The organism is Streptomyces sp. NPDC052301 (genome assembly GCF_044593395.1).
In the GTDB taxonomy this organism is placed as follows: Bacteria; Actinomycetota; Actinomycetes; order Streptomycetales; family Streptomycetaceae; genus Streptomyces.
On the sequence record NZ_JBIUBE010000003.1, the window covers coordinates 140,752 to 157,621 of the forward strand.

10 protein-coding genes are annotated in these 16,870 nt (G+C 74.1%); 4 read left to right on the plus strand and 6 right to left on the minus strand.

The window, feature by feature from the left end:
- Window positions 1-689: 689 nt before the first annotated feature.
- The 4 genes from ACIHEJ_RS08040 to ACIHEJ_RS08055 all read left to right on the plus strand — a co-directional run bounded on the left by ACIHEJ_RS08040 (window position 690) and on the right by ACIHEJ_RS08055 (window position 7,013).
- Complete coding sequence (locus tag ACIHEJ_RS08040; RefSeq protein ID WP_400133084.1) at window positions 690-2,033, plus strand: salicylate synthase; 1,344 nt, start codon at window positions 690-692, stop codon at window positions 2,031-2,033.
- A gap of 77 nt (window positions 2,034-2,110) precedes the next feature.
- The gene (locus ACIHEJ_RS08045; RefSeq protein ID WP_400133086.1) at window positions 2,111-4,033 is read left to right on the plus strand and encodes a BTAD domain-containing putative transcriptional regulator; all 1,923 of its coding nucleotides are present in this window, start codon (window positions 2,111-2,113) and stop codon (window positions 4,031-4,033) included.
- A 237-nt stretch (window positions 4,034-4,270) separates the two neighbouring features.
- Window positions 4,271-5,527 carry a cation:proton antiporter gene (locus ACIHEJ_RS08050; protein ID WP_400133088.1) on the plus strand — a complete coding sequence of 419 codons (1,257 nt, stop codon included), beginning with the start codon at window positions 4,271-4,273 and terminating at the stop codon, window positions 5,525-5,527.
- A 208-nt stretch (window positions 5,528-5,735) separates the two neighbouring features.
- Window positions 5,736-7,013, plus strand: coding sequence for an AMP-binding protein (locus ACIHEJ_RS08055; protein WP_400133089.1), 1,278 nt, complete (start codon window positions 5,736-5,738; stop codon window positions 7,011-7,013).
- Between the two features lie 106 nt (window positions 7,014-7,119).
- On the opposite strand, the gene ACIHEJ_RS08060 is transcribed toward ACIHEJ_RS08055, so the two are convergent.
- The 6 genes from ACIHEJ_RS08060 to ACIHEJ_RS08085 all read right to left on the minus strand — a co-directional run bounded on the left by ACIHEJ_RS08060 (window position 7,120) and on the right by ACIHEJ_RS08085 (window position 16,709).
- The gene (locus ACIHEJ_RS08060) at window positions 7,120-8,580 is read right to left on the minus strand and encodes an aldehyde dehydrogenase family protein (RefSeq protein WP_400133091.1); all 1,461 of its coding nucleotides are present in this window, start codon (window positions 8,578-8,580) and stop codon (window positions 7,120-7,122) included.
- Window positions 8,581-8,657: 77 nt separating this feature from the next.
- Entirely contained in the window at window positions 8,658-10,391 is a 1,734-nt protein-coding gene (locus ACIHEJ_RS08065) for a thiamine pyrophosphate-binding protein (RefSeq protein ID WP_400133093.1), read from the minus strand.
- The gene (gene dpgC / locus ACIHEJ_RS08070) at window positions 10,388-11,752 is read right to left on the minus strand and encodes a (3,5-dihydroxyphenyl)acetyl-CoA 1,2-dioxygenase DpgC (protein ID WP_400133095.1); all 1,365 of its coding nucleotides are present in this window, start codon (window positions 11,750-11,752) and stop codon (window positions 10,388-10,390) included. The genes ACIHEJ_RS08065 and dpgC overlap by 4 nt, the downstream gene beginning before the upstream one ends.
- Before the next feature lie 38 nt (window positions 11,753-11,790).
- Window positions 11,791-12,489, minus strand: coding sequence for an enoyl-CoA-hydratase DpgB (dpgB, locus tag ACIHEJ_RS08075; protein ID WP_400133097.1), 699 nt, complete (start codon window positions 12,487-12,489; stop codon window positions 11,791-11,793).
- Between the two features lie 78 nt (window positions 12,490-12,567).
- Window positions 12,568-13,683: a 3,5-dihydroxyphenylacetyl-CoA synthase DpgA gene (gene dpgA / locus ACIHEJ_RS08080; RefSeq protein ID WP_400133099.1), complete on the minus strand. Its 1,116-nt coding sequence runs from the start codon at window positions 13,681-13,683 to the stop codon at window positions 12,568-12,570.
- A 197-nt stretch (window positions 13,684-13,880) separates the two neighbouring features.
- The gene (locus ACIHEJ_RS08085) at window positions 13,881-16,709 is read right to left on the minus strand and encodes an AAA family ATPase (RefSeq protein ID WP_400133101.1); all 2,829 of its coding nucleotides are present in this window, start codon (window positions 16,707-16,709) and stop codon (window positions 13,881-13,883) included.
- Window positions 16,710-16,870: the final 161 nt, after the last annotated feature.

The window sequence follows — 16,870 nt, forward strand, 5'->3', positions numbered from 1 at the left end:
CGTGACGGCCCGGATGCTCGTGGCTGAAAACGAGTGGTGCCTCCGCCGTCCCGGCGTGTCGTCCGGGCGTACCGGGGGTGCGATGGCCGCAGGGTGAGCGGCGCTCCGGCCTGCGAGAAGGCCGCCGGCCTCCATAACGCTACGCGTATAGAAACAGTCAAATCCTCGAACGTAAAGGTGATTCATTGATTTGACCTGCATGCGATAGGTAATGTGACCCTTGGTTCGACCGACTCCCTGAGAAAACGGGATCACTGTCGGGTGAGCTGACAACCGGGGGTGGTTTTTTGTTGGGTATCTCTTGCCTTGTCCGTGGCTCACCGTTTCTAGTTGAAACGCGGAATTGAGCACTGCTCCATGTCGCTTCGCCGGCATGTGGAGCCACTAATTCCACGCCGCGTCGCCGACGTGTGGAACATGTAATTCACCTACGCCTGTGCCTGGGTCACCTATGTGTCATCGCAGCAGGTGACGCCGCCATGTCCGGCGAAACCCCACCTGGCGCAGGGTCCCTCGTCCCGATCTCCAACAATTCGATTCTCTGTACATCGAATTATTCGGGAGCTTCGTATTCCTGTCCGCTCGTCGTGGTGCGTTCGCCTGCCTGTCGAGCAGGTTTCACCGCGACCAAGCCGCAACACCACATGCTCGTACCCCAGCCCGGTCCCATGGCGCAGGAGGAAATAGGCATGCTCGCGTACCAGTCGTCGAACGTGAATATCGCGACGGAACCCGTGGCCGCGGCGGCGGGTCTCGCCGCCTCCGGACTCTTCTCCACCTATGTCGTCTACGAGGGCCCCGACGCCCTGTCGGTGGCCGGCGGAGTCGCCGCCGAAGTCGTGCTCACCCCCGACGTCGTGCGATGTACCAGCCGCGGCGTCACCAGCGAGCAGCCCTGGCGCGGCGGCTCGCTCGACCAGGTCCGGGACTTCCTGGACGGTCTCGACATCGAGGGCTGGCGCGCCTACGGCTGGAGCGCCTTCGAGCTCGCCTACGCCCTCACCGGCCGCCCGGTCGCCCAGGACGTCCTGCTCCACCTCGTCGTCCCCCGGACCGAGGTACGAATAACCGGGCGGCGCGCCGAGGTGCGCGCCCTGGACGCCGAGGACCTCACCGCCGTCGGCAAGGTCCTGGCCGGACCGGATCCAGGACCCGGCACGGGGGCCGGTCCGGCGGGTGTCGACCTCGAGAGCGGCGCCGACCGCTACCGCGCCTGTGTCGCCTCCGTCGTCGACCGGATCCGCGCCGGCGCCCTGCAGAAGGCCGTCGTCTCCCGGGTCGTGCCGGTCACCGACGACGTCGACTTCCCCGCCAGCTACCTCGCCGGGCGCCGCGCCAACACCCCCGCACGGTCCTACCTGCTCGACATGGGCGGCCTGGAGGCCCTCGGGTTCAGCCCCGAGACCGTCGTCGAGGTCGGACCCGACCGCCGCGTCGCCAGCCAGCCACTGGCCGGCACCCGCGCCCTGACCGGCGACGCCGAGCGGAACCGGCGGCTGAAGGACCACCTCCTCTCCGACCCCAAGGAACTCCACGAACACGCCATCTCGGTCAAGGTCGCCGTCGACGAACTCGCCGGACCCTGCGCGCCGGACTCCGTCGTCGTCACCGAGTACATGGTCGTCAAGGAACGCGGCTCGGTGCAGCACCTCGCCTCCAAGGTCGAGGGCCGCCTGGCGGCGGACGCCGGACCCTGGGACGCCTTCGCCGCCGTCTTCCCCGCCGTCACCGCCTCCGGTGTGCCCAAGCCCGCCGCCTACGACGCCATCGCCGCCTGCGAACCCCGCGCCCGCGGCCTGTACGCGGGCACCGTGATGACCGTCGCCCACGACGGCACCATGGACGCCGCGCTGGCCCTGCGCAGCGCCTTCCGCCGCGACGGCGAGACCTGGCTGCAGGCCGGCGCCGGCGTCGTGGAGCAGTCCCGCCCCGAACGGGAGCTGGAGGAGACCAGGGAGAAGCTCCGCTGCGTCGCCGCCTGCCTGGTCGCCCGGACCCGGGCCGCGGCGGACCACGCCGTCCTCGGCGCCTGACCCCTGCCGCCCCGGTGAACCGCCGGCGCGCGTGCCGACACCTACGACGACCACGACACCAGGGAGGGAACAAGGCGATGCCGACCACGGGGGAGTCTTTGCACGTACAGCTGCTCGGACCGGTGAGGGCCTGGCGACACGATCGCGAGGTCGCACTCGGACCGCCCAAGCAGCGCGCCGTCTTCGCCCTGCTCGCCAGCCGGGCAGGCGACGTGGTGAGCGTCGAGCACATCATCGACGCCGTGTGGGGCGGGAACATCCCGCAGACCGCGGCCAACGGCGTCCACACCTACGTCGCCGGACTGCGCCGGGTCCTGGAGCCGGAGCGCAGCAGGCGCGAGAGCGGCGACCTGCTGGTCTCCGCGGCCGGCGGCTACGTGCTGCAGACCGACCCCGGCGCCGTGGACGCCACTCTCTTCGAACTCCGGCACACCAGGGCACGGCAGGCGCGGGCAGCGGGGAACCTGCCCGAGGCGCTGCGCACCGCGGAGTCCGCCCTGTCCCTGTGGCACGGCGAGGCGCACGCCGGCGTGCCCGGCCCCTTCGCCGCCATGGAACGCACCCGGCTGCAGGACCTGCGGCTGACCGCCGTCGAGGAGTGGGCCGCCGACATGCTGGCGGCGGACCGACCCGTGGAGGCGGTCACCGTGCTGCTCGGCGCGGTGGCCGAGGAGCCGCTGCGGGAGAAGCTGCGGTGGCTGCTGATGACCGCCCTCTACCGCTGCGGCCGGCAGGCCCACGCCCTGGACGTGTACGCCCAGACCCGGCGGCTGCTGCGCCAGGAACTCGGCATCGACCCGGGCGCCGAACTGCGCACCCTGCACCAGCAGATCCTCGCCGGGCGCCCCATCGGCCCGGCCCGGGAGCCCGCCCGACCGGCCGACCCCGCGCCGCCCGCCCCGGCCGCCGGCCTGGTGCTGCCCGAGACCCCGCGCCCGGCCCAACTCCCGCCCGTACCACGCGGTTTCGTCGGCCGCTCCCGGGAACTTGCCCAGCTGCGCAGGCTGCTGAGCGACGGCCGGCAGGGCGCCTCCACCCCCGTCGCGGTGGTCGACGGCCCGGCCGGCGTCGGCAAGACCGCCTTCACCCTGGAGCTGGCCCACCAGCTCTCCGAGCACTTCCCGGACGGCCAGCTCTACGTCGACCTCCAGGGCACCAGCATGCAGGGCCGCTCCCTGAGCGCCTCCGACGCCCTGCTGCAGGTGCTGCGCAGCCTGGGCGTGGAGAGCTCGCGGGTGCCCGCCGACCTGGCCGGCCGCGCCGCGCTCTACCGCAGCCTGCTGCACGGCAAGCGGATGCTCGTGATGCTCGACGACGTGCTCAGCGCCGACCAGTTACGTCCGTTGATCCCGGGCCCGACCTGCTGTCTGCTCAGCACCGGCCGGCAGCGGCTGGGCGGGCTGGCGGTCCGCGACGGCGCCCATCTGCTCCGGCTCCCCCCGCTCGGCACCCAGGACGCCCTGTGGCTGCTGCGCTGCCTGAGCGGCGACCGGCTGCGCCACCAGGAGGCGGTCGCCCGGCGGCTCGTCGGACTGTCCCGGGGACTGCCGCTGCAATTGCGCATCATGGCCGAGACCCTGGCCGCCAACCGGGACGTACCGCTGTCGTCCCTGGTCGAGCACTTCGCCACCGAACACGGCCGGATGGACCGGCTCGGGCTGGGCGGTGACGGATCGATCAGCCTGCACACGCTGTTCGAGACGGCCTACCAGGCACTGCCCGAGGAGGCGGCCCGCACCTTCCGGCTGCTCGGGCTGTTCGGCGACGGGCCGGTCACCGTCTCCGCGGCGGCCGACCTGACCGGTCTGGACGAGCCGGACGTGGTCGGCCGGCTGGAACTGCTCGCCGACCACCACTTCCTGGTCCGGGTCGGCGCGGGCGCCTACCGGCTGCACGAACTGATGCGGCTGTACGCGGCCGAGTGCGCCGAACGCGAACCGCTGACCGACCGCAGCGCGGCCGTCGCGCGCGTCCTGCGCGGCGTCGCCTCGATCGCGTAGCGGCACACCCGTCGAGGTCTGCCGCGCGGTGCGCCACGCACCGCGCGACAGACCTCTTCGGCACGCCCGCGCACGCGCCGCCCCGGCAGGCGGAGGCCTGCCACGGGCTTTCGGCCACCCGGCCAGAGACCGTTCAGACGGTCTGTAGGCCGGTTCTGGAGAGTGGTCGGGCACGGGCCCGCCCGCGTCGCGGTGCCGCCCGCCCCTCCCGCGCACAGGAAGCGGAGCAGATCAGGTATGACCAGCCATCAGGTAGCCCTATTCCTCTTCGACCTGGCCTTGATCCTCGTCCTCGCCCAAGGCCTCGGCCACCTCGCATCGAAGATCGGTCAGCCGCCCGTGGTGGGCGAGATCCTCGCCGGCGTGGTCCTCGGGCCGACCCTGCTGGACGGCAAGGTCTCCAGGACGCTGTTCCCGGCCGACATCCAGCCCCTGCTGGGCGCGCTGGCGAACGTCGGCGTGGCGCTGTTCATGTTCGGCGTCGGGCTGGAGATCGAACGGCAGGTGCTGCGCGGCCGGGGCCGGATCGCGGCGGCGGCCGGACTGGGCTCCACGGCGGTGCCGTTCCTGCTGGGCATCGGGCTCGGCTACTTCCTGCTGACCCGGCACGACCCCGACAAGAAGGCCGCGTTCGTGGTCTTCATCGGGCTCGCCGTCTCGGTCACGGCCTTTCCCGTCCTGGCCCGGATCCTCACCGACCGGAAGCTGGCGAAGACCCCGCTCGGCGGCCTCGCCCTGGCCACCGCCGCGATCGTCGACATCGTCGCCTGGACGGCGCTGGCCGGCGTGCAGGCGTCACTCGGCGCCGGGGGCGGGGCCTGGCGGGTGGCGCTGATGGTGCCGTTCGCTCTGGCGCTCGTGTTCGTCGTACGGCCGTGGCTGAAGAGGCGGCTGCGACGCGACGACGGGCGTTCCGCGCGCACGCCGTGGTGGTCGGCGCAGATGCTGATCGGGGCGCTGCTGTGCGGCGCGGCGACCGAGGCCATGGGCATGCACTACATCTTCGGCGCCTTCCTGTTCGGGGTGGTCGTGCCCAACGACAGGGCGGAGCGGCTGCGCGGTGATCTGGTGCAGCACACGCGGACCGTGACGTCGGTGCTGCTGCCCGTGTACTTCGTGGTGGCGGGCCTGAAGGTGGACCTGCGCGGGTTCGGCTGGGCGCAGACCGCCGAGCTGGGCGCCGTCATGGTGGTCGCGGTGGCGGGCAAGTTCGGCGGTACGTACCTCGCCGCGCGGCTCACCGGACTGCCGGGCCGCCCGTCCGCGGCACTGGCCGCCCTGATGAACACGCGCGGCCTGACCGAACTGGTCATCCTCGGCGTCGGCCTGCAGGCTGGGCTCCTCGACGGCGACCTGTACTCCCTGCTGGTGGTCATGGCCCTGGTCACCACGGCGATGACCGGCCCCCTCCTGATCCGCACGTACGCGAAGCCGGTCGTCGTCCCGGAACCGGCCCCACGCGAACCGGTCGCTGCCGTCACCCGGCAGAAGTAGCCGGGGCGGGGCCCGGTGCCCCCGCCGAAGACGGCCTGCCCCGCCCGTGCAGGGAAGGCAGTTGCCGCGGCAGCAGCCCGCGGCCCGCGACCGCGTGGGAACGCGCCGGCAGCCCGAATTCCGGCCCGTACACCTCCCGCACCCCTCACACGCCCCCTCCCTTCCGGTCCCGGCGCCTCACCTGCCCCGTCTCACAAGGAGCACCGCGATGTCCCCGGTCGAACTGCGCAACCCCGGCCGCCCCGCCCCGCTCCGATGTCGGCCGGACCGGGAGAGTGAGGCGGCCCGGACGCTCGACGGGCTGTTCAGCCGTGCGGCACGGCGCCGGCCGCGGGCCACGGTGGTCCGGGAAGGCCCGCACACCCTCGCGTACGGCACCGCCGACGACCTGTCCACCCAGCTCGGCACGGCCCTGCTGCGCAGCGGTGTCCAGCTCGGCGACCCCGTCCTCGTGCACTGCGCCGACCACCGGCAGGCACTGGTGGCCCAGTTGGGCGTCCTGAAGGCCGGAGGCGTCTGCGTTCCGGTGGCCGTCGACGCGCCGGCAGGCCGGCTCCGGGAGGTCGCCTCGGTCAGCGGCGCCGATGTGGTGCTGTGCGGCCTCGCCACGCAGCGGGCGTGGGCGGGCGACGGCGGGCCCCGCCGGCTGGTGCTGGACGACCCGCAGGTGTGGAGGCAGATCGGCTCCTGGCCCGTGGACCGCTCGCTGCCCCGCTCCGCGCCCACCGAGCCCGCCTACCTGCTGCCGGCCCCCGAGGGCGGCACCCGCCCGGCGGCCCACCTCGTCGACCACCGGGCCTGGTACCTCGCGATGGCCGCCCGCTCCACCCGGACCGGCCCCTGCGGTCCCCTCGTCACGGTCGTCGAACGCCCCACCGGCCCGGCCGCGCTGTCCGCGCTCTGGTGGGTCCTCGGCTCCGCGGGCACCCTGCACGTCCAGCCGGACCCGGCCGCCGTCCCGGGCCCCGGCGTGCTGGTGTGCGAGACGGGCGCGTACGCCGACGTCCTCGACGCCCTCGCGACGGCACCCCCGGGACCCCGGCCCCGCACGGTGCTGCTGGTCGGCGCCCCGTGCCCGCCCGGTCTCCTCACCCGGCACACCGAGCTGCTGCCGGCCACCGGACTGCGCGCGGAGTTCGCGCCCGCCGGGAGCGTGCTGCCGTGGGCGGTGAGCACGGTCCCGGCCGACCGGGACGAGCCCGTGGACCCGGGCACGCTCCTCGCCCCGGCACCGGGCGTGCGGCTGAGCGTGCGGGGCGTGCTGGGGGAGGCCCGGCAGCCCCGCGAGGTGGGGGAGGTGTGCGCACGGGGACGGAACCTGCCGTTCGACGTCCTCGGCGACACCTGGCCGGCCGGTCACGGCGGACCCTTCCTGCACTCCGGGTACGGCGGCCGCTGGAGCCCGGACGGCCTCCTGGAGATCCTGGGCCGCAGTCCCCGGACCGAAGCGGAACCGGCCCGGCCCGGCCGTCTCGTCACGTCCTGACCCCCAGGACCCGCATTCCTCGCCCACAGCACGTCCCAGCCCGTCACGACCCGAGCCCCGCCCCGTGCACCGGGAAGCGGGGCTCGGTTCCGTCCGTGTGCCGCCGTCACTCCCGACGTCCTGCCGACGCGGTGCCGCGGGCCGTGATCCACTGCCACCGGGTGTAGGAGTCCCACCCGAACTGTGCGCCGTGCCGGCTGCCGTTGCCCGAGCCGCCGAAGCCGCCGAACGGCACGACCGCCTGGTGGTTGACCGTCTGGTCGTTGACGTGGATCATCCCCGCCGCCAGCCGGTCGGCCAGCCTCAGCCCCCGCTCCAGCGACCCGGTGCGCACCGCCGCCGACAGGCCGTAGGAGGTGTCGTTCGCGACGGCCACCGCCTCCTCGTCGTCCCGGACCACGACGACCGGCGCGACCGGGCCGAAGATCTCCTCGGTGAACGCGGGCATCGTGCGCGTCACCCCGGACAGCACGGTCGCCGGATAGAACGGCCCGTCCGGCTCACCGCCGCACGCCAGCCCGGCACCCGCGGCGACGCTGTCGGCCACGATCCGGTGGACCCGCTCCAGTTGTCCCGCGTCGATCACCGGACCGAGGTCCACCGGGTCCGTCCACGGGTTGCCGGTGGTGAGCCGCCGGGCCCGTTCGGTCAGGAGACGCGTGTACTCCCGCGCGACCGACGCGTGCACGATGTGCCGCCCGGCCGCCATGCAGATCTGCCCCTGGTGCAGGAACGACGCGAACGCCCCGGCCGCCACCGCCGAGTCCAGGTCCGCGTCGTCGAGCACGATCAGCGGGTTGTTGCCGCCCAGCTCCAGCGACACCCGTTTCAGGCCGCGCCCGGCGACCTCGCCGACCTCCCGGCCGACCGCGGTGGATCCGGTGAACGACACCATCGCCACGGCCGGATCGGCGGTCAGCGCCCGCCCCGCCTCGGCGTCGCCCGGCACCACCCGCAGCACGCCCGGCGGCAGCCCGGCCGCCGCGAAGACCCGCGCGACGACCAGGCCCCCCGACACGGGCGTCCGTACGTCCGGCTTGAGGACCACCGCGTTGCCGAGCGCCAGCGCGGGCGCCACCGACCGCAGCGCCAGCAGCAGCGGCACGTTCCACGGGCTGATCACCCCCACCACGCCCAGCGGCAGCCGGCGGGCCACGCTCGAGCGCCCGGGCTCCGCCGGCAGCACCTGCCCGTGCGGCTGGGTGGGCAGCGCTGACGCCTGGAACAGCTCCTCCACCGCGTCCGCGATCTCAGCCTCGGCCTTCGCCGGTACGGCACCGCCCTCGCGCACCAACCACTCGGCCACCTCGGCCCGGTGCTCCCGCAGGGCCGCCGCCGCCCGGCGCAGCACGGCGGCCCGTTCGGCGGCGGCCGTGCAGGCCCAGCCCGGCTGGGCCCGCGCGGCTCCCGCCACGGCCCGGGCGACGGCCGCCGCGTCGGCGACCGCGACCGTGGCGAGCGTCTTTCCCGTGGCGGGTTCGAGGACGTCGACGGTCCGGCCGCCGGTGTCGCCTTCACCGTCGGGCGGTGCTCCGGTGAGCGTGCCCGGGTCGAGCAGACTGGTCATGCCTTCTTCCTCCCTGTCGTCGCCCTGCCGAGTCCTGCCGTGTCCTGGTGGGGCCGGTGCGCGCCGCCGGTGCCCCGTCAGCCGCCGTCGGCATGGCCCGTCACGGGCACGTCGATGAGGACCGGACCGGTGCCCGCCGCCGCCCGGGCGACCTCCTCGGCCAGCCCGCCGGCCGTCGCGGCGCGCACCGCGGTGATGCCGAAGAACTCGGCGACCCGGGTGAAGTCCAGGTCGGGCGGGGTGAGATCCAGCGCGCCCGCGGTCGCCGCGGCGGGCCCGGTAGGAACGCCCAGCAGTGCCGCGGCCGGCGTGAGGTCGATCCGGGGCGGGGTGAGGCGCAGCGCGCCCCCGCCGCCGGTCCGCTCCCGGTGCCGCCGTACGACCGTCTCCTTCAGCGTCCGGTACTCACCGTTGTTCATCACGACGAACGTGACCGGCACCCGGTAGTGCGCCGCGCTCCACAGCCCCTGCAGCCCGAACAGCGTGCAGCCGTCGCCGAGTACGGCGACCACCGGGCGGCTCGGGTCGCCCAGCCGGGAGCCGACGGCCGCGCCGATGCCGTGGCCGAGCCCGCCGCCCACGGTGTGCACGTAGGAGCGGGGCCGCCGCAGCGGCAGCACCTGGCGCAGCAGCAGCCCGCTGGTGATCGCCTCCTCCACGACGACGGCGTCCTCGGGCAGCCCGGCCACCACGGCGTGCACGGCGGCCAGCGGATCCAGCGGGGCGGTGCCGTGGGCGGCCAGCGCCCGCTGCCGGACCGCGGCGCGCGCCGCCTCGTGCCGGCGGCCCGCCTCCCCGATCCGGTCCCCGGCCTCCGGCACCTTCCCGGCGAGCTGGGTCGCCAGCGCGGCGAGCGTGGCCCGCACCCCGCCGACCAGCCCCACGGCCACGGGGAACGTGCGCCCCGGTTCTCCCGGGTCGCTGTCCAGCTGGATCACCTCGGTGCCCTCGGGGATCGGCGAGCCCGGCTCGTAGTGGTGGGCCATGAACGCGTGGGTGCCCGCGACGAGCACCACGTCGTGCCCGTCGAGGGCGGCCCGGATCGCCGAGTAGCGGGCGTCGAGCATGCCCGCGTACAGCGGATGGACCGTGGGGAAGTCGACGCCGTCGTGCATCGGCTGGTGGAAGACCGTCGCCCCGGTCGCCTCCGCGACCGCGACCAGTTCCGCGACGGCCCCCTCCCGGCCCACCCCGTCCCCGGCCACGATCGCCGGCCGGCGCGCCGCGGCCAGCCGCTCGGCGGCCTCCGGCCAGCCGGCCGCCGGGCCCGCGCCGTACACCACGGACTTCGGCGACGGCGGGCCGAGCGGAGCCTCCTCGTCCAGCAGGTCCATGGGGATCGACAGGAAGACCGGGCCCGCCGGCGGCTGCACGGCCAGGGCGAACGCCCGGCGCAGCATGCCCGGCAGATCGTGCGCGTGCTGGACGTCGAAGGTGTGCTTGACCGCCGCCCGCGCCAGCCCGACGAGGTCGCCCGAGAGCATCGGGTCCTGCGCCAGGTGCCGGCGGTCCTGCTGGCCCGCGGTGACCACCAGCGGTGTCCGCGACCGGCTCGCGTTGAGCAGGCCGACCAGACCGTTGGCCAGCCCCGCGGCCACGTGCAGGCTCACGAAGGCGGGCCGCCCGGTGGCGCGCGCGTAGCCGTCGGCCATCGCCACCACCGACGCCTCCTGCACCCCGAGCACGTACTCGATGCCGGGGTCCCGGGCGACCGCCTCCACGAAGGGCAGTTCGGTGGTGCCGGGGTTGCCGAAGACCTTCGTGACGCCCTCGTCGCGCAGGATCTCCAGCATCGCCTCGACCGGCCTCACGACGGCTCCCCCGTCCGCCGGGCCACCGACGCACCCGCGCTGAACCGGCTGACCTTGTCGATGACGTCCGGGCTGTACAGCCGCAGCGCCTGCTCCATCGCGAACTCGGCGGCGTACGCGCGGAAGTGCTCCGGGGGCTCCTCCGCCAGATTGATCATGTGGCGGTTGGCCACCACGGCCGGGGAGGCGAGCCGCGTCGCCGCCGCGTCGACGGCGGCGTCCATCATGTTCGGGTCGACGATCTCGTCGCAGATCAGCCGGGTCTCGGGCTCGTGCGCCCACAGCTTGCGGCCGGACAGGATGACCTGCCGGGACAGCCGCGCGCCCGCGAGGCTGGTCAGCCGCAGGTTCGCCATGCCGGGCACGATGCCCTCCTGGGCGGCCGGCAGGCTGAGGTAGGAGTCGGCGGCGGCGACGACGTGGTCCACGGCGAACAGCAACTGCATGCCGCCGCCGATGGCGAACGTGTCCACCGCGGCGACCCACGGCTTCTCCACCACCGGCCGGGGCCATCCGTCGTCGACGCGCGCACCACGGATCAGCTTGCGGATGTAGCCGAGTTCGCGGCGCAGCAGGAAGTCCACGTACGAGATCCGGCCCTGGTGCAGGTCGACCAGGTTGATCCCGGCGCAGAACACCCGGCGTCCCTGGTAGCGCGGGTGGGTCATCTTGCCGCCGCGCAGCACCCCGACGCGCACCTGTCCGTCGAGCAGCGCGAGGTCGACGGCCGTCTCCAGGTCGTCGACGAGCCGGTTGTCCTCGGCGTTCAGGAACCGTCCGTTGCACAGCGTCAGATGAGCCACCTGCCCGGTCCGCTCCAACCGGACCGTGCCCAGCTCCAGGGTGCCGGTACGGGCGAACTCACCGGCCAGGGAACGGGCGCGGGACGTGGGCCGCAGCATCGCCTCCAGCAGGTGCGGGCCGGCCTGCGGGGCGCGCAGCAGCTCGTGGAAGAAGATGCCCTGGTCGATCTCCCGGCCGTCCTTGTCGGCCTGGGCGAGCTCGCGCTCGGCCGCCATCTGCGCCTCGGTCGGGGTGAGGCCCGGGAAGGCCTCGGCGGCGGCGAACACCAGCTCCGACAGGCCGCGTTGCTCGCGCAGCCCGCCGGTCAGCTCCTCGTAGACCCGCTCGGCGTGCAGCCGCAGGAACGCGCTGCGCACCCGCCGCTGCTCACCGATCACCTCCTGGGCGAGCTGCTGCTGGTCGGGGCCGCGCTCGGGCTTGACCGGCAGGTCCGCGAGCAGTTTCTCCGCCCCCGTGGTGTACGCCATCAAGGCGCCCGCGTCGGCGAGCAGCGAGCCGGTGAAGAGCGGGGTGTGGGTGTGCCACGGCTGGGCGGCGTCCTCCGTGCGGACGGTCATCGTCGGTCCTCCTTCGCAGTCGGTGGTCGTGCCCGTCCTCACACGGCGTCCGCGAACTCGCCGCGAGTACGGCGCAACGACCGTTCGCACGCGGCCAGATGACGTCCGAGCGCGTCCTCGAAGGCGGTCACCCCGGCGTCGTGCACGAGCTGCCTGCGGATGGCGAGCTCCGCGGGCTCCAGCCCGTCGAGCCGCTCGGCGAGCTTCGCGGCGGCGGCCCCGGGATCCGCGGCGACCTGGTCGATCAGTCCGATCACCAGTGCCCGGCGGGCCGTCACCTCGGCACCGAACAGGACGAGCCGGCGGGTGTGGACGCCGCCGAGCTGGTTGGTGAGCCGGTGCACCGCCATGCCCGCCCAGACCCCGCCGTCGTTCACCGGCACGTCGATGCGCAGGTCCGGGGTGCCGATGCGGTGGTCCCCGGTGAGGAGCACCTCCAGACCCAGGCCGCCGCACACACCTTCGGCCGTGACGATCCGGGGGGCGCGGGTCTGCTCCAGCCGGCGCAGGGCCTTCTCCCAGCGGCTCACCAGGTCGATGCCGACGCGGCCGGGCCAGTCGCGGGCCGCGTGGGCGCCGTGCAGCCGGATCACGCCCACCGGCCGGACCGTGGAGTCCTCCAGCCGTTCGCAGAGCGCGTTCACGTCGGCGACCAGACCCGCGTCGAGCGGGCGTGTGCAGTCCAGGTCGAGGGCGGTGTCGGGGGAGAGGGCCTGCGCGAGGTCCGAGGAAGCCATGTCCGGGTCCTGTTCGTCGATTCGTCGAGGGCACATGGGGAATTCGGTGCGTATTCCATGAGCGGTACGTGAGGTGACTCAGTAGCGCACGAGCGCTGTTTCCAGGGTCGAACCCGGGCCCATCGTCATGAGGACTCCGTAATCGCCCGGCCGCACCACGCCTTCCTGCAGCAGCCGTTCGTAGGAGAAGAGGAAGGAGCCGCTGGAGAGATTTCCGAAGTCACGCAGCACACTCGTCGTGTGCCGCACGTCGTACCCGGTGAGGCCGAGATTGACCGCCACCGAGTCGATGACCTTCTTCCCGCCGGAATGGATCAGCCAGTGGGCGATCTCGCTGCGCCGCACGCCCGTTCCCGACAGGAGGTTGCCGATCACGTCCTCGGCGTGCGCGCCCACCACGTAGGGCACGTCACGGTCGAGGAAGAAGCTGAACTTGCCCTGCTCGTCGTCCCAGTCGTAGCGCATCGCGTCGACCGCGTCCGGCACGATACGGCTCGCGTACTTCAGCACCTGCGGGCCGGGCCGCTCGGTGCCGTGCGCCACGGCGACGGCGGCGGCACCGTCACCGAACAGGCTGTTCACGACGGAGGTGCGCATCGTCCCGTCGAAGACGTACGCCGCGGAGCAGACCTCGACGCAGACCATCAGCGCCAGCCCGCCCGGGTTCGCGGTCGCCCAGCCGGTGGTCGCGTTGAGCGCGTTCAGGCCCGCGTTGCAGCCCATGCCGACGATGTCCAGCCGACTGCAGCTGGTGGGAATGCCCAGCTCACGGATGAGCAGCGCGCTGAAGCCGGGGGTGAGCAGGCCGGTCGACGACACGCACACCAGGTAGTCGATGTCGCTGACCGCCGCGTCGATCCGCTTCAGGCACGACTGCAGCGCACGGGCGCCCAGTTCGGTGCCGCGCGCCTTGTGCTTGGCGAGCAGCTCGCCCTGCGTCTCCGGCCGGGGCCGGCCGTCCGCGCCCGGCGGCGGCACGGTCAGGAACCGGCGGTCGATCGCGCTGTTGAGGAACACCGACCGGATCCGGCGGTCCTCGATCGCGTACATGTCGAGGAGGTCGGCTTGCGAGTAGCAGTCCTCCGGGTTCGCGGTGCCCACGCCCAGGATGGCCGGCCCGCGCCGGCCGGCGGCCCACGCGTCCGCCGTCCGGCCGACGGTGTCCGGCCGTGCAATCTCTTCGTCCAGGATCATCTCTGACCGCCCCTTGGTACTCTCCGGCGACATGTCACGCCGATGGACAGGAGTTCACGGGAGTTCGGGAGAAAACGGTCCGCCGGATCGGCGGAAAATGCCGTGACAGCAATCTAGTTCAGCAATTGCGGCGGACGGCATCCCCGACCGCTGTGAGTGCGCTCACCGCAATCGGTAGGGGGAATAGGGGGTGGAAATCAGGGGGTTGTCGCCGGATCAGGGAGCATTATTGTGCGGGTGTCGTCGACTTGCAGGAAGACCGGGAGATCCGTGCGGCTGCGCACCCCGAGTTTCCGGTAGACCTGGGTCAGATGCTGTTCCACGGTGCTGACCGTGATGCACAGCCGCCCGGCTATCTGCCGGTTGCTGTGTCCCTGTGCGGCGAGGCTGCCCACCCGGTACTCGGCCGCGCTGAGGTCCGCCGCGCGCTCCTCGTCGAGTGCGGCCGGGCCGCCGCCGGCCGCGTCCGGGCTCCGGTCCGGCAGCCCGGGCAGCAGGCTCTTCACGAGCCGGTCCGCATGGCACTCCCGGGCCGCCCGCCAGGCCCGGCGCAGGGCGGGCCGGGCCCGCCGGGAGTCACCGACCGCGTGGTGGGCGAGGGCCAGGTCGGCGAGCGCGTGGGCGAGTTCGAGCCGGTCACCGCCCGCCTGCAGCGCCTCCACCGCGTCGCCGAGCAGCGTCGGCCGCTCGTGCGGCTCCACGGCCGCGGCCAGCTGCCGCAGGGCCCGGCCCAGCGTCACCGGGTCGTCGGCGGCCGGCCCGTCGAGCTGCTCGCCGAGGAGCGTGTGCGCCTCGGCACGGCGGCCCAGACGGAGCAGGGCCTGCGCCGCGTCGATGCGCCACGGCAGCTGCCAGGGGCCGTCGTCGGACCACTCCCGCAGCAGCTGACCGCAGGTCTGGAAGTCACTCAGCGCGGCGTACGGCCGGTCGACCGCCAGGTGGTAGTGGCCTCGGGCGAGCAGATACCGCAGTCCGAACGGGGTCTGAAGCAGCGCGCCCGGCACCGGCATCGCCAGCTGCGCCGCCGCCTCCTCGAAGCGGCCCGTCTCCACCGCGACCGTGAGCAGACAGGCCAGCGGCGCCCCGATCAGGACGCCCCAGCTCGACCGGGAGTGCTCGCGCAGCGCGGCGGAGGCGAGTTCGGCGGCGGCCGGCAGCTCACCGCGCAAGCGCGCCGCGTCGGCGCGGGCCGCCGTGAGCAGGCCCGGCCAGTGCGGCTCGTCGGACCCGGCCGCGTCCTCCAGCAGCGGCAGACACCACGGAGCGTCCCGCAGCAGCCGCTCGGGCCGGGCGAGGGCCAGCAGCCCCAGAGCCAGCCGGGACAGCGGCACCCGCGGGCGCAGGCCCTGCCAGACGTGTTCCCCCACGACACCGCCGTCCCCGCGTACGGCGTCCAGCGCCGCCCGCACGAGTGAGGGTCCGCCGGCCCCCGTACCGGTGTCCGCCGTCCTCCGCCGGCCCGGGTAGCACAGCTCCAGACAGGCGCGCACGTCGTCCAGTTCGGCGGGGCCGACGAAGGCGGGGAGCGCCTGCGCCACCGGGTCGGCACCGAGTCCGGTACCGGCACCGGCCCGCGTCTCCCGGCCGTCCGGTGCCTCGGCGGCGTCACGTGCCGCGCTGATGCGGGTCAGCGCGGTGGCCGCCTCGTCCGGTCGGCCGTGCCAGAGGAGGTACTCGAGCGTGGCGAGCGCGTGGCGGCCCGGCAGCAGGCCCCGCTGCCCCGCGTCCGTGAGCTGACCCAGGTGGCGCACCGCCCGGGCGGGATCGATCCGCCACTCGGCCTCGGCGAGCACCGCCCGGCTCATCGCCCGCTCCTGCTCGTCGTCGGCGAGGGTGTGGGCCAGTTCCAGGCAGTCCAGTGCGAAGTCCAGCTCGCCCCCGGCGGTGGCGCTGGCGGCGGACTCCTGCAGCACCGCCGACGCCCACGGCTCGTCGGCCGACCCGGCGGCCAGGAGGTGGTCCGCGATCGCGGTGGGGCGACCGCCGTCGGCGTGCAGCAGCCGGGCGGCGCGCCGGTGCCAGTCGGCGCGCTCGTGGGCGGCCAGGTCCCGCAGCACCGCGGCCCGCGCGACCGGATGCCGGTACCGTCCGCGCGACAGGACGCCCGCCTCGTCGAGCAGTTCCAGCAGCGCGCCGGTCTCCACCCGGCCGAGGCCGCCGAGCCGGGCCACCGGATCCGCGCCGGACGGCTCGCCGAGCACCGCCACCGCCCGCGCCACCGTCAGCGCGTCGGGCTCGAGGCGGTGCAGGCAGGTGACCACGCGCTCGGCGAAGCGGTGGTGCACCACGAGCTCGCGCGGCGGTTCCCGGCCCGGTGCGCGAGCCGCGGCCTCCCAGTCCGCGGCCAGCGCCCGTACGAGCAGCGGGTTGCCCCGGGTGACGGCCGCCGCGGCCGGGGCGAGGCTGTGCGCCACGTGCGCGTCCAACTCCTGCGCCAGCAGCGCCGCGACGCCGTCGCAGGTCAGCGGGTCGAGCCGGATCTGGTGGCCGTACGGGTGGCGGGACAGTTCGGTGTGCGGGCCGGGGCGGGCCGAGCCGCAGCGGTCCTGGTCGGTGAGGACCAGCATGATCCGGGACCGGCGCAGCCGCCGGGCCAGGAACAGCAGGCACTGCAGCGAGTCGGGGTCCGCGTGGTACACGTCGTCCACGCCGATCAGCAGCGGCCGGCCGGCGCTCATGTCGAGCAGGACCCGGGCGACCTCCTGCGGGACGCGCGGCCCGGCCCGGCCGTCCGTCCGGGCCCCCGCCCCGAGGGCGGTCTCGACGCGCTCGGCGTACCCGGGGCCGGCGCCGTGCAGCAGCTGTCCGACGAGCCCCAGCGGGAGGTGCTGCTCGGCCGGCGCAGCGGCGGCGGACAGGAACCGCACCCGGGGGCCGGCCACCCGTTCGGCGAACGTGTGCAGCAGCTCCGTCTTGCCGACGGCCACGGGACCTCGGACGACCACGACACTTCCGGCCCCGCGCAGACAGTCCTCCAGCAGGCCGGACAACTGCGCGAGGTGTCGGTCCCGTTCCACCAGCATCATGCGAGTGCACCTCCTCGGGCCCCTGCGCTCTCGGCCGCCCGGTGCACATGGAAACTCCCCCAGACGTCCGTGACTGCCTCAGTCTGGGGGAGATCATCTGAAGAATGGCTATATGTTCTCTCCGGCCGCCGGGCCGGGGCACCTCCTCGGGCAGGTGCGCC

Coding starts and splice junctions, on each gene's coding strand:
- ACIHEJ_RS08040 (WP_400133084.1), top strand. CDS start 690: ATGCTCGCGTACCAGTCGTCGAACGTGAATATCGCGACGGAACCCGTG.
- ACIHEJ_RS08045 (WP_400133086.1), top strand. CDS start 2,111: ATGCCGACCACGGGGGAGTCTTTGCACGTACAGCTGCTCGGACCGGTG.
- ACIHEJ_RS08050 (WP_400133088.1), top strand. CDS start 4,271: ATGACCAGCCATCAGGTAGCCCTATTCCTCTTCGACCTGGCCTTGATC.
- ACIHEJ_RS08055 (WP_400133089.1), top strand. CDS start 5,736: ATGTCCCCGGTCGAACTGCGCAACCCCGGCCGCCCCGCCCCGCTCCGA.
- ACIHEJ_RS08060 (WP_400133091.1), bottom strand. CDS start 8,580: ATGACCAGTCTGCTCGACCCGGGCACGCTCACCGGAGCACCGCCCGAC.
- dpgC (WP_400133095.1), bottom strand. CDS start 11,752: ATGACCGTCCGCACGGAGGACGCCGCCCAGCCGTGGCACACCCACACC.
- dpgB (WP_400133097.1), bottom strand. CDS start 12,489: ATGGCTTCCTCGGACCTCGCGCAGGCCCTCTCCCCCGACACCGCCCTC.
- dpgA (WP_400133099.1), bottom strand. CDS start 13,683: ATGATCCTGGACGAAGAGATTGCACGGCCGGACACCGTCGGCCGGACG.
- ACIHEJ_RS08085 (WP_400133101.1), bottom strand. CDS start 16,709: ATGATGCTGGTGGAACGGGACCGACACCTCGCGCAGTTGTCCGGCCTG.